Origin of the sequence: Pseudoroseomonas cervicalis (assembly GCF_030818485.1) — a bacterium.
In the GTDB taxonomy this organism is placed as follows: Bacteria; Pseudomonadota; Alphaproteobacteria; order Acetobacterales; family Acetobacteraceae; genus Pseudoroseomonas; species Pseudoroseomonas cervicalis_A.
The window spans coordinates 606,229-631,765 of record NZ_JAUTAJ010000004.1 but is presented as its reverse complement, the minus strand read 5'-3'; the positions used below and the strand labels follow the sequence as shown (position 1 = coordinate 631,765).

The window sequence follows — 25,537 nt, the reverse complement described above, 5'->3', positions numbered from 1 at the left end:
GCGCAGGCAAGCGCAGGCTGCGCCGGATGGCGGGTGTCAGCCCTCGGCGCTGCCGCCCTCGGCGCAGGCGCGCCACATGCGCAAGCCCTGCACCGTCTCGGCCACGTCATGCACGCGCAGGATGGAGGCGCCGGCGGCCGCCGCGGCCAGCGCCACGGCGACGCTGCCGGCCAGCCGGTCGGCCGGGCGCTCCACCCCCGTCACCTCGCCCACGAAGCGCTTGCGCGAGGCGCCGACCAGGATGCGGCAGCCGATCGAGGCCAGCAGCGGCAGGCGGTTCAGCAGCAGCAGATTCTGCTCCACCGTCTTGCCGAAGCCGATGCCGGGGTCGAGGGCGATGCGGCCGCGCGGGATGCCCAGCGCCTCCGCCGTCTCCACCCGCTGGCGCAGGAAGCGGGCGACATCCAGCACCACATCCTCGTATTCGGTGGCCGCCTGCATGCGGCGCGGATCCAGCACCGGCATGTGCATCAGCACGACGGGCGCCCGCGCCTCCTGCACCACCCGCACCGAGCGGGCATCCTGGCGCAGCGCGGTGACGTCATTGACGATCTCCGCCCCCTCCTCCAGCGCCGCCTGCATGGTGGCGGCGTGGCGGGTGTCGATGCTGACCACGGCGGCCTTGGCCAGCTCCCGCACCACCGGGCGGATGCGGGCGATCTCCTCCTCCGGCGTCACCGGATCGGCGCCGGGGCGGGTGCTCTCGCCGCCGATATCGAGGATGTCGGCCCCCGCCTCCAGCATGGCGTGGCCGGCGGCAATCGCCGCCCCCGGGTCCAGATGCAGCCCGCCATTGGAGAAGCTGTCGGGGGTGACGTTGAGGATGCCCATCACCAGCGGCCGGTCCATCGGTAGGCCGGCGAAGGGCAGCGGCCGGCGGGTCAGCGGCGCCAGCGCCTCCTCCCACCCTTCGGGCAAGGCGGCGAGCGGGTGGATGCCGAGATCCTGCCCCTCCTCGATCAGCCGGACCAGGGCGAAGGCCGAAGGGCCGCCGGCCAGCGGCAGGGCATGGCCATCGCGCAGCGCCTGGAAGGCGGCGGGCCCCTGCAACAGCCCGACGGGCTCCACCCAGCGCTCACTCATGCCGCGTCCCCCGGTCCAGGCTGCCGAAACCAGACAGGGGCCGAAAACAGAAAAGGCCCCGTTGCCGGGGCCCTTCCTATCGCAATTCCGTGTCCGGAAGAAAGCCGGGCCGCGCGGGCGCGGCCTGCCTCAGGCCCCCGGCTGGGGCGCCGGGTTGCCGAAGCCGCCCGGCCGGGTCGGCCGGCCCGAGCTCGGCACGCTGCCGCGGCCGGAGGGGGTGGGCTCGTCGGGGCGGTTGCGCACCACCGGCTCGCCCTTGATCACCTGGCGGATCTCGTCGCCCGACAGGGTCTCATACTCCAGCAGCCCCTTCGCCAGCGCGTGCAGCTCCTCGATATTGGTCTGCAGCGTGTGCTTGGCGCGGGCATAGGCCTCGTCGATGATCGAGCGGACCTCGCTGTCGATCTCCCGCGCCGTCGCCTCGGAGACGTTCTTCGACTGGGTGACGCTATGGCCCAGGAAGACCTCCTGGCTGTTGTCGCCATAGGCGATCATGCCGAGCTTCTCGCTCATGCCCCATTCGGTGACCATCATCTTGGCCTGGTTGGTGGCCATCTTGATGTCGCCCGAGGCGCCGTTGGAGACCTTGTCGGCGCCGAAGATCAGCTCCTCGGCGACGCGGCCGCCCATCGCCATGGCCAGCTCCGCCTTCAGCTTGCTCTTGTGCTTGCTGTAGCGGTCGCCGGCCGGCAGCGACATCACCAGGCCAAGCGCCCGGCCGCGCGGGATGATCGTCGCCTTGTGGACCGGATCGCATTCCGGCTCATGCAGCGCGACCAGGGCGTGACCGGCCTCGTGATAGGCGGTCATCTTCTTCTCGTCCTCGGACATCACCATCGAGCGCCGCTCGGCGCCCATCAGCACCTTGTCCTTGGCCATCTCGAATTCGTGCATGCCGACGGTGCGGCGGCCCGAGCGGGCGGCCAGCAGCGCCGCCTCGTTCACCAGATTGGCCAGATCGGCGCCGGAGAAGCCGGGCGTGCCGCGGGCGATGGTCTTCGGATCGACATCCGAGGCCAGCGGCACCTTGCGCATATGGACGCGGAGAATCTTCTCGCGGCCCGACACGTCGGGGTTCGGCACCACCACCTGGCGGTCGAAGCGGCCGGGGCGCAGCAGGGCCGGGTCCAGCACGTCGGGGCGGTTGGTCGCGGCGATGAGGATGACGCCCTCATTCGCCTCGAAGCCGTCCATCTCGACCAGCATCTGGTTCAGGGTCTGCTCGCGCTCGTCATTGCCGCCGCCGAGGCCGGCGCCACGGTGGCGGCCGACCGCGTCGATCTCGTCGATGAAGATGATGCAGGGGGCGTTCTTCTTGCCCTGCTCGAACATGTCGCGCACGCGGGACGCACCCACACCCACGAACATCTCGACGAAGTCGGAGCCCGAGATGGTGAAGAAGGGCACATTCGCCTCGCCGGCGATGGCACGCGCCAGCAGGGTCTTGCCGGTGCCGGGCGGGCCGACCAGCAGCACGCCCTTGGGGATCTTGCCGCCGAGGCGCTGGAATTTCTGCGGGTCGCGCAGGAAGTCCACGATCTCCTCGAGCTCGCCCTTGGCCTCGTCGATGCCGGCCACGTCCTCGAAGGTGACGCGGCCCTGCTTCTCGGTCAGCAGCCGGGCGCGCGACTTGCCGAAGCCCATGGCCCGGCCGCCGCCGCCCTGCATCTGGCGCATGAAGAAGATCCAGACGCCGATCAGCAGCAGCATCGGGAACCAGGAGAGCAGGTAGTGGAAGAGCGGGTTGACGTCACTCTCCTCCGGCCGAGCCACGACGCGGACACCCTTGTCGGTCAGGCGGCTGACCAGGCTGGGGTCCTCGGGCGTGTAGGTGCTGAAGCTGCGCCCGTCCGCCAGCTGCCCGGTCAGGGTGCGGCCCTGGATGGTCACGTCCCGCACACGGCCGCCATTCACCTCGTTCAGGAAGTCGCTATAGGCGACCTGCTGCCCGGTCTGGCGCGTCGAGGAGGAAGGTTGAAAGAGATTGAACAGCGCCACGAGCAGCAGCGCCACGATCACCCAGAGCGCCAGGTTGCGGCCGAAATTGTTCACCGTGCGGTTCCCATCCGTGTGCCGGCCAGCGGAGGAGACTGGCCCGGCGCCCTGAGAACATAGGGCGCCCTTGGCCATTCTGAAACCATGCCGCGCAGGGCATCTTTCAATCTCTTTAGTTTCCGGAGCATTGACACGGGCTTGGGCTTCGCGCGGCCCGGCCAGGCTCGCGCCGCATCGGCCGGCAACGCGCTGATTTCAAGGCATTTTGGCCGCCGGATCTAGCCCGGCAAGGCGCCGCCCCGCGGCTGGAAACCGAGGCGCGCCTGCACCCCGAGCCCGAGCGCCGGGACCGCCAGCGGCGCCCCCTCCCGCCACAGCGCCGGCAGCCCGGCCAGCACCCGCGCCGGCAGGCCGCGCCGCTGGCCGCGCGCCAGCCGGCCCGACGCCGCCCCCAGCGCGCCCAGCAGCACATCCCCGCCCGGGCCGGGGCCCAGCAGCCGCCAGCGGCCATCCCACAGCGCGCCGGGCCGCGCCGGCACCGGGGCGGCGCAGGCGGCGGGCTCGCGGCACAGCAGCGCGCCGTCCCACAGCACGCCCGCCAGGGTGCCGCCGCGGCGCCGCAGCAGCGCGGCCACCGAATCGCGCGGCGGCGCGTGCTCGGCGCCCGAAAGCAGGCGGATCAGCCGGGCCAGCGCCTCCACCGCCAGGTCATCCTCGCCCAGCGCCGCCGGGTCCAGCCAGGCGAAGCCCTCCGGCTGCAGCGCGGCGGCGGCGCCGAGCCGCGCGGCCAGCGCCGCCTCCTGCGCCAGGCGGCGGCGGGCGAAGGCGTCGGCGGCGGCGCCCAGCGCGGCGGTGCCGGGGCCGGTGCCGTCCGGGTCGGCCAGGGCCTGGCGCAGCCGCACCCGGGTGAAGCGCGGATCGCGGTTGGAGGGGTCGCGCAGCGGCGCCAGGCCGCGCGCGGCCAGCAGCGCCTCCAGCCGGGCGGGCGGGGTGGCCAGCAGCGGCCGCAGGATCACCGCCCCGGCCGCGGCGCGGCGCGGCGCCATGCCGGAGAGGCCGGTGGCGCGGCTGCCCCGCAGGGCGCGGAACAGCACCGTCTCCGCCTGGTCGCCGGCATGCTGGCCGAGCAGCAGGAAGGGCAGCCCCGCCGCCGCGCAGGCGCCGAGCAGCGCCGAAAGCCGCGCCTGCCGCGCGCGTTCCTGCACCGCGCTGCCGCGCGGCAGCCCCAGGGCCAGCAGGCGGGCGGGAATGCCCTGGGCCTCGAGGGTGCGGCAGGTCCAGGCGGCCTCGGCGGCGCTTTCGGGGCGCAGCCCGTGATCGGCCACCAGGCCCAGCACCCTTCCGCCCAGCGGCCGGACGAAATCGCGCGCCAGCAGGGCCAGGGCCAGGGAATGCGGCCCGCCGGAGACGCCCACGGCGAAGCCGGGCGCGTCCCCGAAAGGGCCGAGCGGCGCCAGCAGCGCCGCGAACTCCGCCGCGCGCAGCGGCGCGGCCGGGCTCAGCCCGGGATCAGCGGCACCCGCCACGCTGCCGGGCATCGGCCGCGCGGGTCGCCAGATTGCCGGAGAGGCGCGGGAATTCGCTGCGCAGATCGTCGAGCGTGGCGCAGGCCTCGCGCTTGGCGCCGAAGCCCAGGAAGGAATTGGCCAGGCCCAGCATCGCCTCCGGCGCGCGGGAGGCGCTGCGGTTGCGGCGATAGGCGTCGTCATAGGCCAGCGCGGCGTTCTGGAAATCGCGCTTGCCCAGCAGCGCGTCGCCCAGCAGCAGCTGCGCATCCTGGGCGCGGGCATTGTTGCGGCTGGCGATCACCTCGCGCGCCGCGGTCTCGGCGGCGTTGTAGTCGCGGCGCGACAGGGCGGCCTGGCCATCGGCCAGGGCCCGCTCGGCGGTGCGCGGCGCGCTGGCGGCGGCGGGCGCGGCCGGCGCGGCGTCGGAGCGCTGCGCGGGCGGCGGCGCGGCGGGGGCGGCCGGGCGCGGCGCGGCGCCACCGCCCCCGCCCTGCTCCAGCTGCTGCAGCCGGTAATCCATGTCGCCCTGCAGCTTCTCGATCGCCTGCTGCTGGGTGCGGTCGCGATACTCGGCCTCCTGCGCCTGGCCGCGCAGCCGGCGCACCTCCTCCTCCAGATTGCCGATGCGCTCCAGCAGCTGGCCGACCAGCTCGGGCGAGGCGCCGCCGGCGCCGCCGCCGCGCGAGGGCGGCGCGACGGGCACCGGCGCGGCATAGCCGCCACCGCCGCCGCTGCGGCGCAGCGTCTCCATCTCCTGACGCAGCTGCAGGATCTGGTTCTGCAGGGCGATGCCTTCCCGGCTTTCCACCTGCGCCAGGGCCGGGGCGGCGCCCAGCATCGGCAGCAGCGGCAGGGCGAGAAGCAGCGAGCGAAGCATGGCCAGGTCCTTCCGGGCGCAACGGGGCATGGAGCGGAGCGGTGCAACGGGAAACGGCGGCCCCCGTGTTTTCGGGGACCGCCGCTTGTCTCAGCCGGTCAGGCCGGCGTCAAGGAAGCACGCCGGGAGCACCCGGCGGGCGATGCGCTCAGCGCACCACCGTGACGGCGCGGCGGTTCTGCGCCCAGGCGTCCGGGGTGGAGCCCAGCGCCGCCGGACGGTCCTTGCCGTAGGAGATGGTGGAGATGCGGGCCGGGGCCACGCCCTGGGCCACCAGCACGTCGCGCGCCGAATTGGCGCGGCGCTGGCCGAGGGCCAGGTTGTACTCGCGGGTGCCGCGCTCGTCGGCATGGCCTTCCATGACGACCTGCACCTGCGGGTACTGCGCCAGCCAAGCGGCCTGGCGCTCCAGCGTGGCGCGCTGGTCGCCGCGCACCGAGGAGCTGTCGGTGTCGAAGAAGACGCGGTCGCCGACATTGGCGACCAGGTCTTCCTGGCTGCCCGGGCGCACGCTGCCGGCGGCCAGGCCGCCGGAGCCGGCGGCGGCGCCGGCGCCGGTCGCGGCGCCCGAGGTGTCCTCGCTGGCGCAGGCGGAGAGCAGGGCGGCGGCGGCGAGCGCGCCGAGGAGCTTCATCTGCATCGGTGTCGATTCCCGTTTCAGGTCGAATTAAGGCCGCGGTTACGCTCCGATTGGGGCGTCTTCAAGGCACAGAATACCGCAGGGGCGGAATGGTTGCCCTTCCTCCACTGCAAAGCTCTGGACTGCGATCTCTGGAAATCGGCGCGGGGCGGCATGGCGCGTCGAACGCCGCCGCGCGGGATGGTCCTGGCGCGATGAAATCCGCCGCGCGGGATCTCCCCATGGCGCGGCGACAGGCGCCGCAGGACATGGTCATGGCACGGCGAAAGCCGCCGCCAGGGATGGTCATGGCGCGGCGAAAGCCGCCGCGCGGGCGCCCGGGACGCGCCAGGGCGTCCCGGGGCGGAGGCGGTGCTCAGGAGGAGAGCAGCGGCGACCAGCTCGGGTCGGTGGCATCCGTCGGTGTCACGATCTGCCGCTCGTTGAAGCCGGCGATGTCGATCATCGACAGACGGGCGGAATAGCCGCCGCCGCGCGCGTCGCGCGCCTGGCTCTCGCGGTAGAAGGCCAGCACGCGGCCATTCGGCGCGAAGGTCGGGCCTTCCATCGCCCAGCCCTCGGAGAGGATGCGCTCGCCCGAGCCGTCGGGGCGCATCACGCCGATGCCGAAGCGCCCGCCGGAGATGCGGGTGAAGGCGATCAGGTCGCCACGGGGCGACCAGACCGGCGTCGCATAGCGGCCATTGCCGAAGGAAATCCGGCGCGCGCCGCCGCCGCCGGCATCCATGATGTAGAGCTGCTGGTCGCCGCCGCGATCGGAGTTGAAGACGATCTGCGACCCGTCCGGCGAATAGCTGGGCGAGACGTCGAGCCCGCCGCCCGAGGTGAGCTGCCGCTCGCGCCGCGAGGCCAGGTCGACGACATAGATGTTGGCGTCGCCACCGCGCGCCGAGGACAGCACGACCGAGCGGCCATCCGGCGAGAAGCGCGGGCTGAGCGTCATGCCCTGGAAATTGCCCAGCACCTCCTGGCGGCCGCTGTCCAGGTTGAACAGGTACACGCGGGGCTGGTTGTTGAAATAGGACATGAAGGCGATCTGCCGCGCATTCGGATGGAAGCGCGGCGTCAGCACCTGGAAGCTGCCATCGGTCAGGAAGCGGTGGTTCTCGCCATCCTGGTCCATGATCGCGAGCCGCCGGGTGCGCCGGTCGCGCGGGCCGCTCTCGGCCACATAGACGATGCGGGTGTCGAAATAGCCCTTCTCGCCCAGCATCCGCTCATAGATGACGTCGGAGATGACATGGGCGATCTGCCGCCAATTGGCGGCGTTGGCGGTGTAGGCGGTGCCCTGCAGCTGCTGCTCGGAGCTCACCTCCCACAGGCGGAACTCGATGCGGGCGCGGTCGCCCTGCGGCTCGGCCCGGCCGGTGACCAGCGCCTGGGCGCCGATGACGCGCCAATCCTGGAAGCGCGGCGCGGCGGCGGCCGCCTCCGGCGTCTGGATATAGGCGCTGCGCTCGACCGGGCGGAACAGGCCGGAATTGCGCAGATTGTTGGCGATCACCCGGGTGATGTTCTGGCCGAGCTGCTGCGCCTGGGGCGAGCCGCCGGCGAAATCGGGCAGCGCGATCGGGATCGGGTCGGTGCGCGCGCGGGTGATGTCGATCACCTGGCCGCCGGCGGCCGTGCCGCCCGGCGCCGGCGCCTGGGCCCGGGCCAGCGAGGCGGCGCCCAGCAGCGGCGCGCCGACCAGCCCGCCCAGCCCGAGCAGGGCCAGGCGGCGGGACAGGGTGGGGTCGAGCTTGATCATCGGACGAGGCCCCTCGGGTTGAATCGGAAGGTCGCGTTGTTCAGCGACGGGATCTTCTCGCGTGGCACGGGCAATGGGCTGCATTTCTGGTCCAGCAGGGCGCGGCGCGCGCTCTCATACACCGCGCGGGCGCGCGGGTCCGAAGGAACGCCGCTGGCCGGCCGGACGTTGCGTATGACTCCAGCCGGGTCGATGTCCACCCGCAGCTCGACCACGATCTGGTCAAGTCCGAGCATGCCGGCATCGACCGACCAGCATTCGCTGATGCGCTCCGACACGCCGCGCACCTCGCCCGCGGTCAGCAGCGCGGCGCCGGAGGGGGCGCCGCCGCCCGAGGCCGGGCTGCCGCCCGGATTGGCGCGCGCCCGCGGCGGCTCGTTCTGCTGCTGCGCGGCGCGCAGCCGCTCCAGCGTGTTCAGCACCGACTGGCTGCGCTCGGCGGTGTTGCGCGAGGGCGGGGTCTGCCCGGTGCCCGGCTGCGTCGTGGCCTCCCGCGAGGGCGTCGCGGTGCTGGGCGCGGCGGGGGTCGGCGTCGGCGGGGCCGGCGGCGCGGGGGGCGGCGGCAGCGGCAGCGGCGGGCCCGGCTGGGCGGCGGCCTGCTGCTGCGGCGGCTGCGCCGGGCGCTCCGGCTGCGGCGGCGTGCGCTCGGGCGTCGGCTGCTGCGGCTGCGGGCGCTCGGCCTGCTGCTGCGGCGGCGTCGGCGCGGGCGGCGGCGGCACCGGCAGCGGCGGCGTCGGCAGTTCGGCGGTGGGGGCCGGCGGCGGGGTCGGCGCCGGGCGCGGCGCGGCCTGCTGCGGCGGCGCCGGCGGGGCCGGCGTCGGCAGCGGCGCGGTCGGCGCCTGGGTCGAGGGCTGCGGGCTGGGCGGCACCGGGGCCGGCGGGGTGGGCGTCGGCGGCGCCGGCGCGGGTGTCGGCGCGGGCGGCGGCGGCGGGGGTGGCGGCGGCGGCGTCGGCGGGGTCGGCCGCGACGGCTCGCTGGACGGGTTGGTCGAGGGGTCGGGGTTCGCCTCGGGCGCCGGCGGCGCCTGCACCGGGGACGGATTCGGCGCCTGCGCCAGCTGCGGCGCGTCGGGCGTCACCAGCTCGACCGGCACGGCTTCCTGCGGCGGCGGGATCTCCCGGCCCGGCAGGCGGAACAGCAGGATGAGGCCGAACAGCGCGTGCAGCGCCGCCGAAACCCCAGCCCAGAAACGGAGGCCGGAACGGGCCATGGATGTCCTGCCGTGCTCCCGCTCAGCGCCGCGGCGTCAGCGGCACAGGCTGCTGCTGGGGCTGCTGCTGCTGGCCGGGACGCGCCGCGCCCTGGGCCGGGGCGGCGCCCCGGGCGGGGGCGCCCGAGGGCTGCTCGGCCAGCAGCGCCACGCGGGTGAAGCCGGCGGAGGAGACGGTGCCCATCACCTCCATCACCCGGCCGTAATTGATGCCGCGATCGCCGCGCACGAAGATGCGCCGCTCCGGCGCGCCGGGGCGCTGCTCGCGCATGATGGCCTGCAGCTGCGGCACCAGCCCTTCCAGCGGCACCTCGGTCTCCTGCAGGAAGATGCGGCCCTCGGCGTTGACCGAGATGGTCAGCGGCTCGGTCTCCTGGTTCAGCGCCTGGGCGTTGGTCTTGGGCAGGTCGATGGGCACGCCGACCGTCATCAGCGGCGCCGCCACCATGAAGATGATCAGCAGCACCAGCATGACGTCGACCAGCGGCGTCACATTGATCTCGGACATGGCGCGGTAGCGCCCGCGCCCCCTGCCTCCGCCGCCGGTGGACATGCCCATGGTGTCAGCCCCGCTCCTCGGCCTGGCGGGAGAGGATGGCGCCGAACTCGGCGGCGAAGCCCTCCAGCCGCGCGGCGAAGCGCGCCAGGTCGGTGGTGATCTTGTTGTAGGCGAGCACCGCCGGGATGGCGGCGACCAGACCGATGGCGGTGGCGAACAGCGCCTCGGCGATGCCCGGCGCCACCACGGCGAGGTTGGTGTTGTTCATGCCGGCGATGGCCGAGAAGCTGTTCATGATGCCCCAGACCGTGCCGAACAGGCCGACAAAGGGCCCGACCGAGCCGACCGAGGCCAGGAACACCATCCAGCGCTCCAGCCGGTCCATCTCCCGGGTGATGGCGACATTCATGGCGCGCTCGGCGCGCTGCTGCATGCCGGCCAGCGCCGCGCCCTCGGCCGGGCGGGCGGAGCTGCGCTCCCATTCCCGCATGGCGGCGCCGAAGACGGCGGCGATCGGGTGGGTCGGGCGCTCGCCCTCCTGCTGGTACAGCGCCTCCAGGCTGCCGCCCGACCAGAAGCGGTCCTCGAAGGCATCCGCCGCGCGGTTCACCCGGCGCAGGCTGGTCACCTTCTCGAACACCACCGCCCAGACCCAGACGCTGGCCAGCAGCAGCCCCAGCATGACGGCCTTGACCACCCAGTCGGCCTGCATGAACAGGCCCCAGAGCGACAGGTCGTGTGCCACCTGGCCGAGGTTGGACGCGGTCACGCTGTCACCCACGGCATTCTCCTTCTCTCACCCCGCCGGCGCGGCCGGCACACTCTTCTTTCCGTCCGGCCGCCCGGTGCGACCCTGCGGCACAAGGCCCGGCGGTTCAGCCGGCCGCCGCCTGCGCCGCCAGCCGGAAGGCCTCGCGCCAGGGGCCCGGCACGGGACCCGGGCGCATGTCGCCGGCACGCACACAGACCAGACCGACGCGCAGCCGCGCCTTGTAGCCGCCCGCCTCGTCCCGGATGTCCTGCGCGAGGTCCACCGAGGCGCCGCCGAAGCGGCGCACCGCGGTTTCCACGAACAGGGAATCGTCGAGCCGTGCGGGGGCCACATACTCCACTTCGATGCGCCGCACCACGAGCATCGAAGAGTGACGTTCTATCATAACTTGATGCGGCAAGTTTATGGCACGCAAGGATTCCGTGCGGCCCCGCTCTGCCCAGCGGAGATAGCTCGCGTGATAGGCGATCCCGCCCGCGTCGGTGTCCTCGAAATAGACCCGGACCGGCCAGCGATGCGGCCAGCTCACGACAGGCCGCCGCCCAGCAGGTCGGCCTGGGTGCCGGCGGGCGGGCTCATGCCCAGATGCCGCCAGGCCAGGTCGCCCAGCACCCGGCCGCGCGGGGTGCGCAGCACGAAGCCTTCCTGGATCAGGTAGGGCTCGACCACCTCCTCCAGCGTGTCGCGGCCTTCGGCGAGCGCCGCGGCCAGGGTCTCGACGCCCACCGGACCGCCATGATGATGCTCGGCGATGCGGCGGAGATAGCGGCGGTCCATGGCGTCCAGCCCCTTGCCGTCCACCTCCAGCCGGTTCAGCGCGGCATCCGCCATGGCGCGGTCGGCCGGCTTGCCGGAGACGAGGGCGAAATCGCGCACCCGGCGCAGCAGGCGACCGGCGATGCGCGGCGTGCCGCGGGAGCGGTTGGCGATCTCGGCCGCGCCTTCCTCGGTGAGCGCGAAGCCAAGCTTCTGCGCGCCGCGGCGGACGATCAGCAGCAGCTCCTCCGGCGTGTAGAATTGCAGGCGCAGCGGGATGCCGAAGCGGTCGCGCAGCGGCGTCGCCAGCAGCCCGGCCCGCGTCGTGGCCCCCACCAGGGTGAAGGGGGGGAGGTCGATGCGCACGGTGCGCGCCGCCGGGCCCTCGCCGATGATGAGGTCGAGCTGGAAATCCTCCATCGCCGGGTAGAGGGTTTCCTCCAGCGCCGGCTGCAGCCGGTGGATCTCATCGACGAACAGCACGTCGCGCGGCTGCAGATTGGTGAGAATCGCGGCGAGGTCCCCTGCCCTTTGCAGCACCGGGCCGGAGGTGGCGCGGAAGCCCACCCCCATCTCCCGCGCCACGATCTGGGCGAGCGTGGTCTTGCCGAGCCCCGGCGGCCCGTGCAGCAGCACGTGGTCCAGCGCCTCGCCCCTTGTGCGGGCGGCCTGGATGAAGATGGCCAGATTCTCGCGCAGCGCCTTCTGGCCGGTGAAATCGTCCAGGGTCTGCGGCCGCAGCGTGGCCTCGGCGGCGTCTTCCTCGCTGCGATGCGGGTCGGAGATGCGGTCGCTCATCGGCGCAGATTCCGGGGGAATGAATTCCCCCGGACCCCCTTCTCGTTTTGTCCGTTCTCGGGCGCGCCGCTGGCGCGCCCTCCGGCACTGGCCCCAACTGGCAGAAAAAAGATGGGGGTCTGGGGGAATTCATTCCCCCAGCCTTTCGGGGACCTCATCGCGGCGCCAGTTCCTTCAGCGCCTCGCGGATCAGCGATTCGAGCCCCGCCCCCTCGCCCAGCTTCTCGGCCACGCGCTGCACCGCCCCGGCGGCTTCCGGGCGCTTCCAGCCGAGATTGGTGAGCGCCGAGATGGCATCCGCCTGCGCCCGGTCGGCCGGCGGCAGCTGCGCCGCGATGGTCACGGTGCCGGCCGACAGCCCCGGCCCGGTCGGCAGGGCGCCGACCTTGTCGCACAGTTCCGCCACCAGCCGGGCCGCCAGCTTGGGGCCCACGCCGGGGGCGCGGTTGATGGCGCCCTTGTCGCCGGCGATCAGCGCACGGGCCAGATCGGCCGGCGACAGGGTGGAGAGCAGGCCGAGCGCCACCTTCGGCCCGACGCCCTGGATGCCGGTCAGCGTGCGGTACCAGTCGCGCTCCGTGGCATCGGCGAAGCCGTAGAGCAGGATGGCGTCCTCGCGCACCACCGTCTCGATCAGCAGAGAGCCGATGCCGGGCGGCGGCGGCAGGGCGGCCAGGGTGCGGGCCGAGCAGGCCACCAGATAGCCCACCCCGTTGACGTCGAAGATGCAGCCGCCGTCGAACTGGCTGTCCAGCCTGCCGGTGAGCTTGCCGATCATGCCGGGACGTAGCCTTTCGCCAGAGCGACACGGGTGTTGCGGTGATGCGCGTGGCAGATGGCGACCGCCAGCGCGTCCGAGGCATCGGCGCGACGCAGCGTGGCGCCCGGCAGCAGGCGGCGCACCATCTCGGCCACCTGCACCTTGTCGGCGTGGCCGGTGCCGACCACGGCGCGCTTGACCTCCATCGCCTGGTATTCGGCGACCGGCAGCCCGGCCAGAGCGGGCGCCAGCAGCACCACCCCGCGCGCCTGGCCGAGCTTCAGCGCGGCGCCGGGGTTCTTGTTGACATAGGTGTGCTCCACCGCCGCCTCATCCGGCTTCCACAGCTCGAGCAGCGTGTTCAGCGCGCGGTGGATCTGGCAGAGCCGCTCGGCCAGCGACAGATCGGCGGTGGTGGAGATCACCCCATCGCCCAGGTGCCGCAGCCGGCTGCCCGAGCTTTCCACCACGCCCCAGCCGGTGTGCTGGAGCCCGGGGTCGAGGCCGAGCAGCCGGACCATGGCCGTCAGTCCGACAGCCGGGCGAGGACGTCTTCCGGCACCTCGAAATTGGCGGTCACCGTCTGCACGTCGTCATGCTCGTCCAGCACGTCGATCAGCTTCAGCACGCTGCGCGCCTTCTCCTCGTCCAGCTCGACCGTGACATTGGGGCGCCATTCCAGCTTGGCGCTCTCCGCCGGGCCGAACTTTTCCTCCAGCGCGTCGCGGACGGTGAAGAGGTCCTCGATGGCGGTGCGGATCTCATGGCCTTCCGCGCCGCTCTCGACATCGGCCGCGCCCGCCTCGATGGCGGCCTCCAGCATGGCGTCCGCATCGGCCGCGGCGGCCGGGTAGCGGACCACGCCGTTGCGCTCGAACTGGAAGGCCACCGAATTGGTCTCGCCCAGCGCGCCGCCATATTTCGAGAAGGCCGAGCGGATGTCGGAGGCGGTGCGGTTGCGGTTGTCGGTCAGCGTCTCGACGATGATGGCGACGCCGGCCGGGCCGTAGCCCTCATAGCGGACCTCGACATAATCCTCGCCGGCGGCGGCGCCGCTGGCCTTCTTGATGGCGCGGTCGATCGTGTCCTTGGTCATGTTGGCGACACGCGCCGCCTGCACCGCCGAGCGCAGCCGCGGGTTGAAGGCGGGATCGGGCAGGCCCTGGCGGGCGCTGACGGTGATCTCGCGGATCAGCTTGGCGAAGGCGCGCGCGCGCTTGGCGTCCTGCGCGCCCTTGCGGTGCATGATGTTCTTGAACTGGGAATGGCCGGCCACGCGCTTGCTCTCCGGTATTCTCGGGATGTTCCGGGGGTTGGCCCCTATACCGCGCCGCGTGCCGCTGTGCGAGGGGGCCTGGCCCCGCCGGGCATGCCGGCATGGCGCCGCTGCACCGTCCGGTCTGGCGCGATGGCGTGCCGGCCCGTATGGCTGGGGGTGCCGCAACCCTCTCCGACACCGGAGGCACCGGGCGCATCGCCGCCCGGTGAGCCGAGAAGGCCGCCGCCGCGCCATGACCGACGCCCCGCCCCCCGCCCCGCCGATCGTCCCGGACGAGGCGCATCGCGTCGCCAGCCATGCCGCGCTGGAGGCGCTCTATCCGCCGGCCTCCGACATCGTGATGAAGAAGGTGGCCAGCCGCATCGACCCGCGCTCGGCCGCCTTCATCGCCGCCAGCCCCTTCTGCCTGCTGGCCACCCGCGGCGCCCGCGGCGCCCATTGCACGCCGCGCGGCGACGCGCCCGGCTTCGTCGAGGTGCTGGACGAGACCACCCTGGCCCTGCCCGACCGGCGCGGCAACCACCGGCTGGACGCGCTGCGCGACATCCTGGACGACCCGGCGCTCGCCCTGCTCTTCCTGGTGCCGGGGGTGGGCGAGACGCTGCGCATCGGCGGCCAGGGCCGCATCAGCGCCGACCCTGCCCTGCTGCAGCGCTACACCGTGCAGGGCCAGGCGCCGGCCACGGTGCTGCTGGTCGAGGTGCGCGAGGTCTATATGCAATGCGCCCGGGCGCTGGTGCGGTCCAAGCTCTGGGGCGGCCGGGCCAAGCCGGCGGCGGCGCCGACAGGCGGCGAGCTGCTGGCCGCGCACACCGGCGGGCTGGTCGATGCGCGCGAATTCGACGAGGTGCACGCGCCGCATATCAGCGCCAACCTGTATTGAGCGCCGAAGGCGAAGCATCAAAGCGAAAGAAGAAAGCGTTCTTTTTTTAAAAAAAGAACCAAAAAACTTTTGTCAGCTGGCGTCCCGCCTATGGCCTGAAGCGGGACGCCAAACTGAAAGAAGAAACTAAACGACGGGCATCGCCTGGGCCAGGTGGCCGCCCAGGCGCACCGGCTCGATCCGCTTCGCCAGGCCGGTCGCATCATCGGTCTCGACAAACACGCCGGACAGGCTGGCGGTGCCCTCGGCCGGGGCCAGCTTCTCGCCCGGCACCTTCTTCCAGAAGCGCAGCGCCGCGCCGCCCTTCTGCATGCCGATCACGCTGTCATAGTCGCCGCACATGCCGGCATCGGTCTGGTAGGCGGTGCCATTCTCCAGGATGCGGTGATCGGCGCTCGGCACATGGGTGTGGGTGCCCACCACCAGGCTGACGCGGCCGTCGAAACTGTGCGCGAAGGCCATCTTCTCGCTGGTCGCCTCGGCATGGATGTCGACCAGGATGGCCTGCACCGTGCCGCCCTGCCCCATGCTGTGCTTCGCCAGCTCCGCCTGCGCGGCGCGGAACGGATCGTCCAGCGGCTCCATGAACAGCCGGCCCATGACGTTCATCACCAGCGCCTTGCGGCCGCCGGGGACCTCGACGACGGTGGCGCCGCGGCCCGGCGTGCCGGGCGGATAGTTCATCGGGCGGATCAGCCGCGGCTCGCCATCGATGAAGCCGATGATCTCCTTGCGGTCCCAGCTGTGGTTGCCGAGCGTCAGCACATCCGCGCCCGCCGCCAGGAAGGCCCGCACCATGTCGGGGGAGACACCGAAGCCGTGGCTGGCATTCTCGGCATTGACCACGACCAGATCGGCCTTCAGCCGGGCGCGCAGGCCGGGCAGCTCGCTCGTCAGGGCGTCGCGGCCGGAGCGGCCGACCACGTCACCCAGGAACAGGATACGCAATTCTCAGAACCTTTCGGAGGGAAGATACGCCGTCTCGGTGGCGATGCCGGAGAGCATCCGGTCGTTCGGGCCGGTCGGCACCGCCGGCACCTCCTGCGCCGCATAGGCGACGCCGATCGTGGTGGCGCCGGGCAGCGCCGCCAGGGTGCGGTCGTAATAGCCGCCACCATAGCCCAGCCGCGCGCCGCGCCGGTCGAAGGCGAGCAGCGGCACCAGCAGCCAGTCCGGGCGCAGCAGCGGTGCTTCCTCGGGCGGGGTGGAGGTGCCGAAGCGCCCGGGCTGCAGCGCCTCGCCCTGGCGCCAGCGGCGGAACAGCAGCGGCGCGCCGCGCGGCGGCGTCACCGGCAGGGCGATGGCATGGCCCCGCGCCGCGAGCCGCGCCAGCAGCGGGCGGATGTCGATCTCCTCGCCCATCGGCCAGAAGCCGGCGACGATGGCGCCCGGCGGCGGCGGGCAATGCGCCAGCACGATGCCGGCCAGCGCCTCGGCCGCGCCCTGGCCATCCAGCGTGGCGCGGCGCGCCAGCGCCTGCTGCCGCAGCGCCGCCTTCTCGGCGGCCAGCTGCGGCGGATCGGCGGCGGGGGTGAGCGGAATGACGTGCGGAGCCACCATGGCCGTTGGCGTCTTATCCTCCTAAGGCCTGCGTGAGCAGGTGGGCGCCAGATAACCGGACCAGGGCCCGGTCAGAGCCAGCTCCCGGAGGATGCTTATTGGCCCCAGGGATAAAGTTGCCTGACGCACCCGGCAGCTCCGCCCACCCCATTTAGGAGGCGTCGAGCGTCGCCGCAATGCCCTCGATCTTCTCGGCCAGGCGCGAGAGCCGGTCGGCCAGCGCCGGGTCGGCGGCCGGCCCGCTGCCGGCGGGGGCGGATTTGGCGCGCGACAGCTCGACCCGCAGGTCGTGGATCTCATCCGCCAGCAGCAGCGCCGCCAGCAGCAGCAGCCGGCTCTCGCCGAACTGCCCGCCCATGGCGCGGATCGAGGAGACGCGGCGGTCCACCTCGGCGGCCAGCGCGATCAGATGGCCCTCCTGGCCATCCTCGCAGGAGACGGGATGGGTATAGCCGCCAACGCGAACCGTGACCTGCCCCACGCTCAGCTCCCCTTGCTCATGCCGGCGGGGCCCATGCCCGCTTCCGGCTCCGATTCGGCCGCATCGGCCTCGGCCGCCGCGGCCTCGCCGGCCTCGACCTCGGCGAGCGCGGTGCGCAGCCGCGCCAGCGTGTCGTCCAGCCGGGCCGACAGCGCCGCCACCGCCTCGGGCGGCACGCCCTGGGGCTGTGCCGCGCCGGGCGGAACCGGGCGCGCCAGCGCCGCCGCCAGCCGCTCCACCGCCTGCTCCAGCCGGGTCGCGGCCTCGCTCACCGCATCGCTCATGCTGCCGCCTTCGCTCGCGCCTTGGACTTCATGCTGTCAGGCTTTACGCGGGCCGCGCGGGCAGGGTCAACGGATGGTCAACAACTTGTCCGTGGCTTCTGCCACGCGGCGGCAAGCCGGATGACGGAGAAGCCATGACCGAGCCCGCCTCGCCACCGCCCCCCGCCCGCGCGCCCGGCGGCGAGACGCTGTCGCCATCCACAGGGAGGCTGCCGGCGGTGCTGCTGCGCGGCGCGGCCTCGGCGCGGCTGGCGCTGCGCGCGGCGGCGCAGGCCGGGCCCGGCCAGGACGCCGCCACCGCCCTGCCCTTCCTCACCCCGCCCGGCGCCGCCGCCTGGATGTCGCCCGCCCTGCTGCTGGCGACGCTGGCGGCGGCGGCGGAGGGGCTGCAAGGCGCGCCGCGGCCGCTGGCCGTGCTGGATTGCGGCGCCATGCCGGGCTTCGCGCTGGCCGCGCTCGGCAGCGGCGTGGCGGCGCTGGTGCTGGAGGCGGGCTGCCCGGCCTGGCCCCAGGTGGAAAGCGCCGCGCGCCAGGCCGGCACGCCGCTCTGGCGCGCGGCACCGCCGGCCTTCGACCCCGGCCCGCGCCCGCCCGCCGCGGGCAGCGCGGCGGAGGCGGCGCTGCTGGCCCGGCTCACGCTGTGGTTGACGGCGGGTGCAGGTGACAGCGCCGCGTCCCTCGGCTAAAGCCGCATCAACCTCGCCGTAACGGAAGGACGGACCATGAAGCTCACGCGCCGTGTGAAGGAAATCCTCTCCTGGTATGAGAGCGACAATCCCGGCACCAAGGCGAATCTCGCCCGCATCCTGATGGAGGGCCAGCTCCGCGGCACCGGCCGCCTGGTCATCCTGCCGGTGGACCAGGGCTTCGAGCACGGCCCCGCGCGCAGCTTCGCCCCGAACCCCGCCGCCTATGACCCGCGCTACCATTTCGAGCTGGCGATCGAGGCGGGTCTCTCCGCCTATGCCGCGCCGCTCGGCATGATCGAGGCGGGCGCTTCCACCTATGCCGGCGCCATCCCGACCATCCTGAAGGTGAACAGCTCGAACAGCCTGTCCACCACCAAGGACCAGGCGGTGACGGCGACGGTCGCCGACGCGCTGCGCCTCGGCTGCTCGGCCATCGGCTTCACCATCTATCCGGGCTCCGAATACCAGTTCGAGATGATGGAGGAGCTGCGCGAGCTCGCCGCCGAGGCGAAGGCCGCCGGCCTCGCCGTGGTGGTGTGGAGCTATCCGCGCGGCCCGATGCTGGACAAGGTGGGCGAGACGGCGCTCGACATCTGCGCCTATGCCGCGCACATGGCGGCGCTGACCGGCGCGCACATCATCAAGGTGAAGCCGCCGACCGACGCCATCTTCCTGGACGCCGCCAAGAAGACCTACGAGAAGAACCCGGTCGACGCCTCGACGCTGGCGCTGCGCATCAAGCACGTGGTCGATGCCTGCTTCGGCGGCCGTCGCCTGGTGGTGTTCTCGGGCGGCGAGGCGGGCACCGCCGAGTCGATGGTCGAGATGGCGCGCGGCATCCACAATGGCGGCGGCAACGGCTCGATCATCGGCCGCAACACCTTCCAGCGCCCGAAGGAAGAGGCGCTGAAGCTGCTGTCCGACATCATCGCCGTCTACAAGTCGCCGGTCGCCTGATGGCCGGCTCCGCCCCGGCGGAGGAGACCAAGGGCGGCGGCGGGGAGACCCGCTGCCGCCTTTACCTCATCACGCCCCCTGCCCTGGACCCGGCCGCTTTCGCCGATCCGCTGGCGCGGGCGCTCGATGCCGGCGATGTCGCCGCGCTGCAGCTGCGGCTGAAGGATGTGGAGGACGACGCGCTGCGGCGCGCCATCGACCTCCTGCGCCCGGTGGCGCAATCGCGCGATGTCGCCTTCCTGCTGAACGACCGCGCGGATCTGGCCGTGCAGACCGGCTGCGACGGCGCGCATCTCGGCCAGTCCGATGGCGACCATGCCCGCGCCCGCAAGCTGCTGGGGCCCGACCGGATGCTCGGCATCACCTGCCATGGCAGCCGGCACCTGGCGATGGAAGCCGGCGAGGTCGGCGCGGATTACGTGGCCTTCGGCGCCTTCTTCCCCACCACCACCAAGAATGCGGAGCACCGGGCCGAACCCGGGATCCTCGAATGGTGGAGCGAGATGTTCGAGCTGCCCTCGGTCGCCATTGGCGGCATCAGCGCGGCCAATTGCGCGCCGCTGGTGCGGGCGGGGGCGGATTTCCTGGCGGTCGTCGGCGCCGTCTGGAACCATCCCGAGGGGCCGGCGGCCGGGGTGCGGGCGATGAACGCGGCGATCGCCGCCGCCTGAGGCGGCTGCGTCCGCGACGCCGCCGCCCGCCCGGCGGCGCCGCGAAACCCGGCCCTTACGGCCGGCGCGGATAGGGCTCGCCGGTCACCGGGCTGCCCGGCGGATCCGGCAGGCGGGCGATGCGGGCGCGGGCTTCCGCCGCCTGCTCGGGCGAGGCACGGCGCTGGTCCGGCACCTGGCCATTGGGATAGGCGCCCACCACCAGCAGATCCTCGCTGGCATCCAGGCATTGATGGCCGGTGCCGGCCGGCAGCACCACGACATCGCCGGCCGTGAGCGACAGCTCCGGCCCTTCGGGGCCGCCCAGCTGCACCCGCACCGCGCCCTCGGCGATGCCCAGCGCCTCATGCGCCGTGGTGTGGAAATGCACATAAGGGTGGATGCCGTCGCGCCAGGCCGGCGGCCAGCCATGGCGGCCGAACAGCGCCTCCACCGCCTCCGGCGCGCCGGCCGAGAAGCTGGCGCGGTACAGCAGCACCGGCAGCCGGGGATTGTTCGGCACGCCACCGCCGCCATTCAGCCAGATGGTTTCGCTCTGCATGCGGGTCTCCTTGCCAGTTGGCGATACCTTGGCAACGGTCCCGCCCCGCTCAGGGTTGCCCGCCGCGCTTCACCTTGGCCGGCGGCCTCAGCGCATCGGCAGGGCGATGCGGCGCTCCCATTCCTCGGTCAGCCGCGCCGCCCAGCTCGGATGCGGCTCGGGCAGCGGGCGGCCCAGCGCCGCGTTGCTCAGCGTCGCGACCCCGCGCGGCAGCGCCGCGAAACGCTGCTGGTCGGCCTCGGACAGGCGGTCGAGGTCGAGCACGGTCGGGCTGCCCAGCACCGCCGGGTCCTGGGCATGCGCCTGCGCCTCGGGCGAGAGGAAGAAATTGGCCGCCAGCATCGCCGCCTCGGGCTGCGCCGCATTGGCCGGGATGGCCAGGAAGGAGGCGCTGCCGATGCTGCCGATGGTGGGCACATAGCTGCGCACCGTCTCGGGCAGCAGGCCATGGGCGATGGCGGCGGAGCCATCGGCCGGGCCGGCGGCGATGGCGATGTCGGTCTCCCCCTCCCGCAGCAGCTGGCGCTGCGCCGCGGCATCGGGCGGGAAGGCGCGGCCCTGGCGCCAGAGATGCGGCCGCAGCGCGCCATACCATTCCCAGAAGGGGGCGGTGACCAGGGCGGCGTTGTCGTCGGTGGCCGGCGCCGCCAGCACGCGGGGATGCGCCACCATCTCGTACAGCGCCTGGGTCAGGAAACCGGCGCCGAGCGGGTCGCGCGGCTGCGGATGGGTCAGCCGCCCGGGATGCTCACGCGCCCAGTCGGGCATGGCCAGCATGGAGAGCGGCGGCCGCGGCAGGCGCGCGCTGTCATACAGGAAGACCAGCTGGGTCATGCGCCAGGGCGCGCCATAGCCCTCCACCGCCACGCTGTGATGCAGCGCCGTGGCCGGCTTGCCCACGGTGTCGACGAGGGCGAAATTCGGCAGCTCATAGGCGAAGCGGCGCAGCAGCCCCTGCTGCTTCAGCGCCAGGAAGGGCTGGCCCTCGCACCAGAGCAGGTCGATGGCGCCGCCGCGGTCGCGGCCGGCCGCGCGCTCCGCCGCCAGCCGCGCCACGCCCTCGGCCAGGGCGCGCAGGCGGATATGGCGCAGGGTGATGCCATGGCTGCGGCGCAGCCGCGCCGCCCCCCAGGCGATATAGGCATCCATCGCCGCATCGCCGCCCAGGGCATGGAAATGCACCACCTGATTGCGGGCCCGCGCCACCACACGCTCCCACGGGCCGGTGGGCAGGGGCTGGGCGCGGGCGGGCATGGCGGCCAGGGCGGCGCTGCCGGCCAGGCCGCGCAGCAGGGCGCGGCGCCCGGCGCCCGCGCGCTGCGGCGCGTCCTCACCCGGCGGGGCTGTGCGGCTGCGGTCCAATCCTCTCCTCTCCCATGCGGCCGGCACGGGCGGGGCCGTGCGGTCCGCCCCGCATATGGGCCGGGGCGGGCCGCGGCGGAAGGGAGCGCGGCGCGGCGCCGGCCTGGCGCCGGCGGCCGGATCGGCGCCCGAGACCGGCATGGGCCGCGCGCGCGGGCCCGCCGCGGCTCAGCGGCCGGCCCGGCCTAGCCGCAATGCGGCGCCGCGCGCGCCAGCCCGCCGAACAGGTCCAGCATGCGCTCGCGCCAGGCGATGACCGGGTCGCCATGCTCGAACAGGCTGAGCTCGGAGACGCAGCGCGCCCATTGCAGGCTGCCGAACACGGCGTAGTCGCCATAGTCGGGCCCAGCCCCGCCCAGGAAGGGCTGCTCGCGCAGCACCAGGCGCAGCGGCGCCATGCTGGCGCGGAAGGCGGGCAGCCGCGCCTCCCGCCCATCGGTCAGCGCCTCCAGGCTCATGCCGAAGCGCGCCTCGCGGCTCTGGCGGAAATAGGCGGCCTGCTCGGGCGTCAGCCAGCGCGGAATGTCGCTGACGATCAGCCGCGCCAGCCCGGCATTCAGCACCGTGTCGGCCCAGGCGGTCAGGAAGCGGGCGGGGCGGGCATCGCCGCCGGCGAACAGCGCTGGGCGCTCCGGATAGGCGGCCTCCAGATAGGCGGCGATGGCCCAGGAATCGGCGATCACGCGCTCGCCATCGACCAGCACCGGCACCTTGTCCTGGCCGGAGAAGGCCAGGGCCGCGCCCTCGGTGAAGCGCCAGGGCAGGCACTCGACCTCCAGCCCCTTATGCGCCAGCGCCATGCGGATGCGCCAGCAATAGGGGCTGAAGCGCCGGTCGGGGTCCTGCCCCGCCAGCTCGTAGAGGCGGCGCGCCACGGCTCAGCCCTTCGCCGCGGCGGAGGCGGCCTCGCCGATGGCGACGCTGTTTGCGGTCTGGCCGAACAGGATGGCGCGGGACTGCTCGTTCACCGTCGCGGCGCTGGTCGGGTTGATCTCGGCGGCGCGGGCATAGGCGGCGAGCGTCGCCGGCCGCGCCTGGATGGCGCTGAACCAGCGGGCGAGCTCGGGGAAATCCTCCAGATTCTGGCCCTGCCGCGCATAGGGCACGATCCAGGGATAGATCGCCATGTCGGCGATGGAGTAGTCCGGCCCGGCGACGAAGTCGCGCCCCTTCAGCCGGCGGTCCAGCACGCCATAGAGGCGGTTGGTCTCCCGCACATAGCGGTCGATGGCGTAGGGGATCTTCTCCGGCGCATACTGGGAGAAATGGTGGTTCTGCCCGGCCATGGGGCCGAGCCCCCCCATCTGCCAGAACAGCCATTGCAGCACCTCGGCCCGCGCGGCAACCTCCGCCGGGGACGGGATGAAACGGCCGATCTTGTCCGCCAGATAGAGCAGGATCGCCCCGCTCTCGAACAGCGAGACAGGGGCGCCCCCGCCGGCCGGGGCATGGTCGACCAGGGCCGGGATGCGGTTGTTGGGGGCGATGGCGAGGAAATCGGGATGGAACTGCTCGCCCTTACCGATGTTCACCGGGACCAGGCGGTATGGCAGCCCCGCTTCCTCGAGCAGCATGGTAACCTTGTGGCCGTTCGGCGTGGTCCAGTAATACAGGTCGAGCATGGCGGATCCTCCTGGCCGGCGGCGCTTCGGCGCGGCCGCAGGACGCTACAGAGCCCCCCCTGCCTCGGCAAGAGAGCGCCCCGCGCCGCCCAGCCCGGCCGGGCCGGCCCCCAGGAGAGGGGGCCGACCCGGCAGATTGTCCCGTTTCGCGGCCCTGTGCGGCCGGCCCCCGGAGCGTCATGGCCACCATCCTGATCCTGGACGACAGGACCACGAACCGCGACATCTTCAGCCGCCTGGCGCTGTCGCTGGAGCGCGACGTGCATGTCGAGGCCTTCGGCGACCCGCAGGCGGCGCTGGACTGGCTGGCCGGCCACGAGGCCGACCTGGTGGTGACCGATTTCCGCATGCCCGGCATGGACGGGGCCGAGTTCACCCGCCGGCTGCGCGCCCTGCCCCCGCCCCAGGGCGGCGCGCCGGGGGCGGCGGATGCGCCGGTCATCGTCATCACCGCCTATAATGACCGCGCCTACCGGATGCGGGCGCTGGAGGCCGGCGCCACCGACTTCCTGCTGAGCCCGGTCGACCATTACGAATTCCTCACCCGGGCCCGCAACCTGCTGCGCATGCGCTGGCAGCAGCAGGTGATCCAGCGCCGCGCCGAATCGCTGGAGCAGGCGCTGCAACACAGCACCCGCGCGCGGGAGGAGATGCTGCGCGACAGCCGGGCGGCGCTCGCCCAGGTGATCGACACCGTGCCGGCCATGATCAGCGCCGCCGACCGGCAGGGCCGCTGCGTCTTCGTCAACGCCGCCCAGGCGGATTTCGCCGGCACCACCCCCGACGCCCTGGCCGGCCAGCCGGTCGAGCAGCTGTTCAGCCGCGAGCGCGCCGCGCGCTCCCGCGCCCTCGACCAGCTGGTGTTCGAGACCGGCCAGCCGCTGCCGGGGCGGGAGGAGGAGACCCAGGGGCCGGACGGGCAGCCGCGCATCTTCTCCACCACCAAGGCGCCGCTGCACAATGGCCGCGGCGAGGTGGTGGCGGTGCTGACCACCTCGCTCGAGATCACCGACCGCAAGCTGGCCGAGCGCCGGCTCGGCCATATGGCGCATCACGACGCGCTGACCGGCCTGCCCAACCGCGCCTTCCTGCGCGACCGGCTGCGCCGCGAGCTGGCGCGCGGCCGCCGCGGCGACCATGCCTTCGCCCTGCTGTTCCTCGACCTCGACCGCTTCAAGGCGGTGAATGACGCGCTCGGCCACCATGTCGGCGACGCGCTGCTGCGCACCGTCGCGCAGCGGCTGAAGATGACGGCGCGGGCCGAGGACCTGGTCGCCCGGCTCGGCGGCGATGAATTCGCCATCGTGCAGACCGCCATCCAGGGCCCGGACGAGGCCGCCGAGCTCGCCGGCCGCATCATGGCGGCGCTGGGCGAGCCGGTCTTCTCCGACGGCCACAGCCTGTCGGCGGCGGCCAGCATCGGCATCACCCTCTCGCCGCGCGACGGCGCCGACCCGGACGAGCTGCTGCGCAATGCCGACCTCGCCATGTACCGCGCCAAGGCGGAGGGGCGGCATGGCTGGCGCTTCTTCGCCGCCGCCATGGATGCCCGCGCGCGCGAGGCGATGCAGATCGAGGCCGAGCTGCGCGCCGCCCTCGGCCGCGGCGAGTTCGAGCTGCACTACCAGCCGCAGATCGACCTGCGCGGCAACCGCGTCACCGGGGCGGAGGCGCTGCTGCGCTGGCGCCGCAACGGGCATGGGCTGTCGGGCCCCGGCACCTTCCTGGCGATCGCCGAGGAGACCGGGCTGATCGTGCCGATCAATGAATGGGTGCTGCGCGAGGCCTGCCGCCAGGCCGCCGCCTGGGCGGCGGAGGGGCTGCCGCCGGTGCGCATCAGCGTCAACCTCTCCCCGGTGCAGTTCCGCCGCCAGGATGTGCGGGCGCTGGTGGCCGAGGTGCTGCGCGAGACCGGGCTGGCGCCGGACCGGCTCGACCTGGAGCTGACCGAGGGCATCCTGATGGAGCAGGACGCCGCCACCGCCTCCGGCCTGCAGGCGCTGCGCGCGCTCGGCGTGCGCATCTCGGTCGATGATTTCGGCACCGGCTATTCCTCGCTGAACTATGTGAAGAACTTCCCGATCGACCGGCTGAAGATCGACCAGTCCTTCGTGCGCGGCATGACCAGCGAGCCGAACGACGCCGCCATCGTGCGCACCATCGTCGATCTCGGCCACATGCTGCGGCTGCAGGTGGTGGCGGAGGGGGTGGAGACCGAGGCGCAGCTGGCCCGGCTGCGCGCCGAGGGCTGCGACGAGGTGCAGGGCTTCTATTTCAGCGAGGCGCTGCCGGCCGAGGGCTTCGCCCGGCTGCTGCGGCAGAAGGAGGCGCGGCCGCGCGCCCAGCGCGACACCGCGCGGGAGGCGCATCGCGACACGGCGCGGGAAGCGCATCGCGACACGGCGCGGGAAGCGCATCGCGACACGGCGCGGGACGCGCAGCGCGACACGGCGCGCGAGGCCGGCGGCGCCGGCGAGGCGCAGGCCGCGCCGGGCGGCGGCGCGGCGCGGCGCGCCGGCGGGCCCGCCCATCACCGCCCCGACCAGGGCTGAGGGAGAC

27 protein-coding genes and 1 other RNA gene are annotated in these 25,537 nt (G+C 73.3%); 5 read left to right on the top strand and 23 right to left on the bottom strand.

The annotated features are described in order from the left end of the window. Window positions 1-36 precede the first annotated feature (36 nt). From folP to QE401_RS06760, 14 genes are all read right to left on the bottom strand, one after another. Entirely contained in the window at window positions 37-1,083 is a 1,047-nt protein-coding gene (folP, locus tag QE401_RS06825; RefSeq protein ID WP_307137494.1) for a dihydropteroate synthase, read from the bottom strand. A 129-nt stretch (window positions 1,084-1,212) separates the two neighbouring features. Next, the gene (gene ftsH / locus QE401_RS06820; protein ID WP_307137493.1) at window positions 1,213-3,135 is read right to left on the bottom strand and encodes an ATP-dependent zinc metalloprotease FtsH; all 1,923 of its coding nucleotides are present in this window, start codon (window positions 3,133-3,135) and stop codon (window positions 1,213-1,215) included. Window positions 3,136-3,356: 221 nt separating this feature from the next. Beyond that, window positions 3,357-4,616, bottom strand: a complete 1,260-nt coding sequence (gene tilS / locus QE401_RS06815) for a tRNA lysidine(34) synthetase TilS (RefSeq protein WP_307137492.1) — start codon at window positions 4,614-4,616, stop codon at window positions 3,357-3,359. Further along, a complete protein-coding gene (locus QE401_RS06810) occupies window positions 4,588-5,463 on the bottom strand; it encodes a tetratricopeptide repeat protein (protein WP_307137491.1) in 876 nt (291 codons plus the stop codon). The genes tilS and QE401_RS06810 overlap by 29 nt, the downstream gene beginning before the upstream one ends. A 148-nt stretch (window positions 5,464-5,611) precedes the next feature. Next, on the bottom strand, window positions 5,612-6,103 hold the full coding sequence (gene pal / locus QE401_RS06805) for a peptidoglycan-associated lipoprotein Pal (protein ID WP_271135427.1): 492 nt from the start codon (window positions 6,101-6,103) through the stop codon (window positions 5,612-5,614). A 355-nt stretch (window positions 6,104-6,458) separates the two neighbouring features. Further along, entirely contained in the window at window positions 6,459-7,853 is a 1,395-nt protein-coding gene (gene tolB / locus QE401_RS06800; protein ID WP_307137490.1) for a Tol-Pal system beta propeller repeat protein TolB, read from the bottom strand. Then, window positions 7,850-9,064, bottom strand: a complete 1,215-nt coding sequence (locus QE401_RS06795) for a hypothetical protein (protein WP_307137489.1) — start codon at window positions 9,062-9,064, stop codon at window positions 7,850-7,852. Before QE401_RS06795 ends, tolB begins: the two co-directional genes overlap by 4 nt. Before the next feature lie 22 nt (window positions 9,065-9,086). Then, complete coding sequence (tolR, locus tag QE401_RS06790; protein WP_475638076.1) at window positions 9,087-9,572, bottom strand: protein TolR; 486 nt, start codon at window positions 9,570-9,572, stop codon at window positions 9,087-9,089. 55 nt (window positions 9,573-9,627) lie between these two features. Then, on the bottom strand, window positions 9,628-10,344 hold the full coding sequence (gene tolQ / locus QE401_RS06785; protein WP_307137487.1) for a protein TolQ: 717 nt from the start codon (window positions 10,342-10,344) through the stop codon (window positions 9,628-9,630). A gap of 94 nt (window positions 10,345-10,438) precedes the next feature. Continuing rightward, the gene (locus QE401_RS06780; RefSeq protein WP_307137486.1) at window positions 10,439-10,864 is read right to left on the bottom strand and encodes a YbgC/FadM family acyl-CoA thioesterase; all 426 of its coding nucleotides are present in this window, start codon (window positions 10,862-10,864) and stop codon (window positions 10,439-10,441) included. Then, the gene (gene ruvB, locus QE401_RS06775) at window positions 10,861-11,889 is read right to left on the bottom strand and encodes a Holliday junction branch migration DNA helicase RuvB (RefSeq protein ID WP_271135434.1); all 1,029 of its coding nucleotides are present in this window, start codon (window positions 11,887-11,889) and stop codon (window positions 10,861-10,863) included. The genes QE401_RS06780 and ruvB overlap by 4 nt, the downstream gene beginning before the upstream one ends. A gap of 154 nt (window positions 11,890-12,043) precedes the next feature. After that, complete coding sequence (gene ruvA, locus QE401_RS06770) at window positions 12,044-12,667, bottom strand: Holliday junction branch migration protein RuvA (protein ID WP_307137485.1); 624 nt, start codon at window positions 12,665-12,667, stop codon at window positions 12,044-12,046. Then, on the bottom strand, window positions 12,664-13,170 hold the full coding sequence (gene ruvC, locus QE401_RS06765; RefSeq protein WP_307137484.1) for a crossover junction endodeoxyribonuclease RuvC: 507 nt from the start codon (window positions 13,168-13,170) through the stop codon (window positions 12,664-12,666). The genes ruvA and ruvC overlap by 4 nt, the downstream gene beginning before the upstream one ends. Window positions 13,171-13,175: 5 nt before the next feature. Further along, a complete protein-coding gene (locus QE401_RS06760) occupies window positions 13,176-13,925 on the bottom strand; it encodes a YebC/PmpR family DNA-binding transcriptional regulator (protein WP_007002651.1) in 750 nt (249 codons plus the stop codon). Window positions 13,926-14,160: 235 nt separating this feature from the next. Between QE401_RS06760 and QE401_RS06755 the strand changes: the two genes are divergently transcribed. Further along, the gene (locus QE401_RS06755) at window positions 14,161-14,811 is read left to right on the top strand and encodes an MSMEG_1061 family FMN-dependent PPOX-type flavoprotein (protein WP_307137483.1); all 651 of its coding nucleotides are present in this window, start codon (window positions 14,161-14,163) and stop codon (window positions 14,809-14,811) included. A gap of 126 nt (window positions 14,812-14,937) precedes the next feature. On the opposite strand, the gene QE401_RS06750 is transcribed toward QE401_RS06755, so the two are convergent. The 5 genes from QE401_RS06750 to QE401_RS06730 all read right to left on the bottom strand — a co-directional run bounded on the left by QE401_RS06750 (window position 14,938) and on the right by QE401_RS06730 (window position 17,136). Continuing rightward, on the bottom strand, window positions 14,938-15,759 hold the full coding sequence (locus QE401_RS06750; protein WP_307137482.1) for a TIGR00282 family metallophosphoesterase: 822 nt from the start codon (window positions 15,757-15,759) through the stop codon (window positions 14,938-14,940). A 3-nt stretch (window positions 15,760-15,762) separates the two neighbouring features. Beyond that, complete coding sequence (locus tag QE401_RS06745) at window positions 15,763-16,371, bottom strand: 5-formyltetrahydrofolate cyclo-ligase (protein WP_307137481.1); 609 nt, start codon at window positions 16,369-16,371, stop codon at window positions 15,763-15,765. Further along, window positions 16,358-16,513, bottom strand: a non-coding RNA gene (ssrS, locus tag QE401_RS06740) — 6S RNA. The genes QE401_RS06745 and ssrS overlap by 14 nt, the downstream gene beginning before the upstream one ends. Window positions 16,514-16,522: 9 nt before the next feature. After that, a complete protein-coding gene (locus QE401_RS06735; protein WP_307137480.1) occupies window positions 16,523-16,852 on the bottom strand; it encodes a cell division protein ZapA in 330 nt (109 codons plus the stop codon). 2 nt (window positions 16,853-16,854) lie between these two features. After that, the gene (locus tag QE401_RS06730; protein WP_307137479.1) at window positions 16,855-17,136 is read right to left on the bottom strand and encodes a hypothetical protein; all 282 of its coding nucleotides are present in this window, start codon (window positions 17,134-17,136) and stop codon (window positions 16,855-16,857) included. A 134-nt stretch (window positions 17,137-17,270) separates the two neighbouring features. On the opposite strand from QE401_RS06730, the gene QE401_RS06725 reads away from it, so the two are divergent. From QE401_RS06725 to thiE, 3 genes are read left to right on the top strand one after another with little or no spacing between them, the layout of a single operon-like run. Then, window positions 17,271-17,822 (top strand): hypothetical protein, encoded by a 552-nt coding sequence (locus QE401_RS06725; protein ID WP_307137478.1) that lies wholly within the window; start codon window positions 17,271-17,273, stop codon window positions 17,820-17,822. Window positions 17,823-17,858: 36 nt separating this feature from the next. Then, window positions 17,859-18,782, top strand: a complete 924-nt coding sequence (locus QE401_RS06720; protein ID WP_307137477.1) for a class I fructose-bisphosphate aldolase — start codon at window positions 17,859-17,861, stop codon at window positions 18,780-18,782. Next, window positions 18,782-19,453 carry a thiamine phosphate synthase gene (thiE, locus tag QE401_RS06715; RefSeq protein ID WP_307137476.1) on the top strand — a complete coding sequence of 224 codons (672 nt, stop codon included), beginning with the start codon at window positions 18,782-18,784 and terminating at the stop codon, window positions 19,451-19,453. Before QE401_RS06720 ends, thiE begins: the two co-directional genes overlap by 1 nt. Window positions 19,454-19,508: 55 nt before the next feature. On the opposite strand, the gene QE401_RS06710 is transcribed toward thiE, so the two are convergent. The 4 genes from QE401_RS06710 to QE401_RS06695 all read right to left on the bottom strand — a co-directional run bounded on the left by QE401_RS06710 (window position 19,509) and on the right by QE401_RS06695 (window position 22,978). Continuing rightward, window positions 19,509-19,994 carry a cupin gene (locus QE401_RS06710; protein ID WP_307137475.1) on the bottom strand — a complete coding sequence of 162 codons (486 nt, stop codon included), beginning with the start codon at window positions 19,992-19,994 and terminating at the stop codon, window positions 19,509-19,511. An 87-nt stretch (window positions 19,995-20,081) separates the two neighbouring features. Then, entirely contained in the window at window positions 20,082-21,356 is a 1,275-nt protein-coding gene (locus QE401_RS06705; protein ID WP_307137474.1) for an ABC transporter substrate-binding protein, read from the bottom strand. 185 nt (window positions 21,357-21,541) lie between these two features. Continuing rightward, window positions 21,542-22,231 carry a glutathione S-transferase family protein gene (locus tag QE401_RS06700; protein WP_307137473.1) on the bottom strand — a complete coding sequence of 230 codons (690 nt, stop codon included), beginning with the start codon at window positions 22,229-22,231 and terminating at the stop codon, window positions 21,542-21,544. A 3-nt stretch (window positions 22,232-22,234) separates the two neighbouring features. Then, window positions 22,235-22,978, bottom strand: coding sequence for a glutathione binding-like protein (locus tag QE401_RS06695; RefSeq protein ID WP_307137472.1), 744 nt, complete (start codon window positions 22,976-22,978; stop codon window positions 22,235-22,237). Between the two features lie 179 nt (window positions 22,979-23,157). Here QE401_RS06695 and QE401_RS06690 point away from each other — a divergent pair, with 179 nt between their 5' ends. Continuing rightward, window positions 23,158-25,530 (top strand): two-component system response regulator, encoded by a 2,373-nt coding sequence (locus QE401_RS06690; RefSeq protein ID WP_307137471.1) that lies wholly within the window; start codon window positions 23,158-23,160, stop codon window positions 25,528-25,530. The last annotated feature ends 7 nt before the right edge of the window (window positions 25,531-25,537 follow it).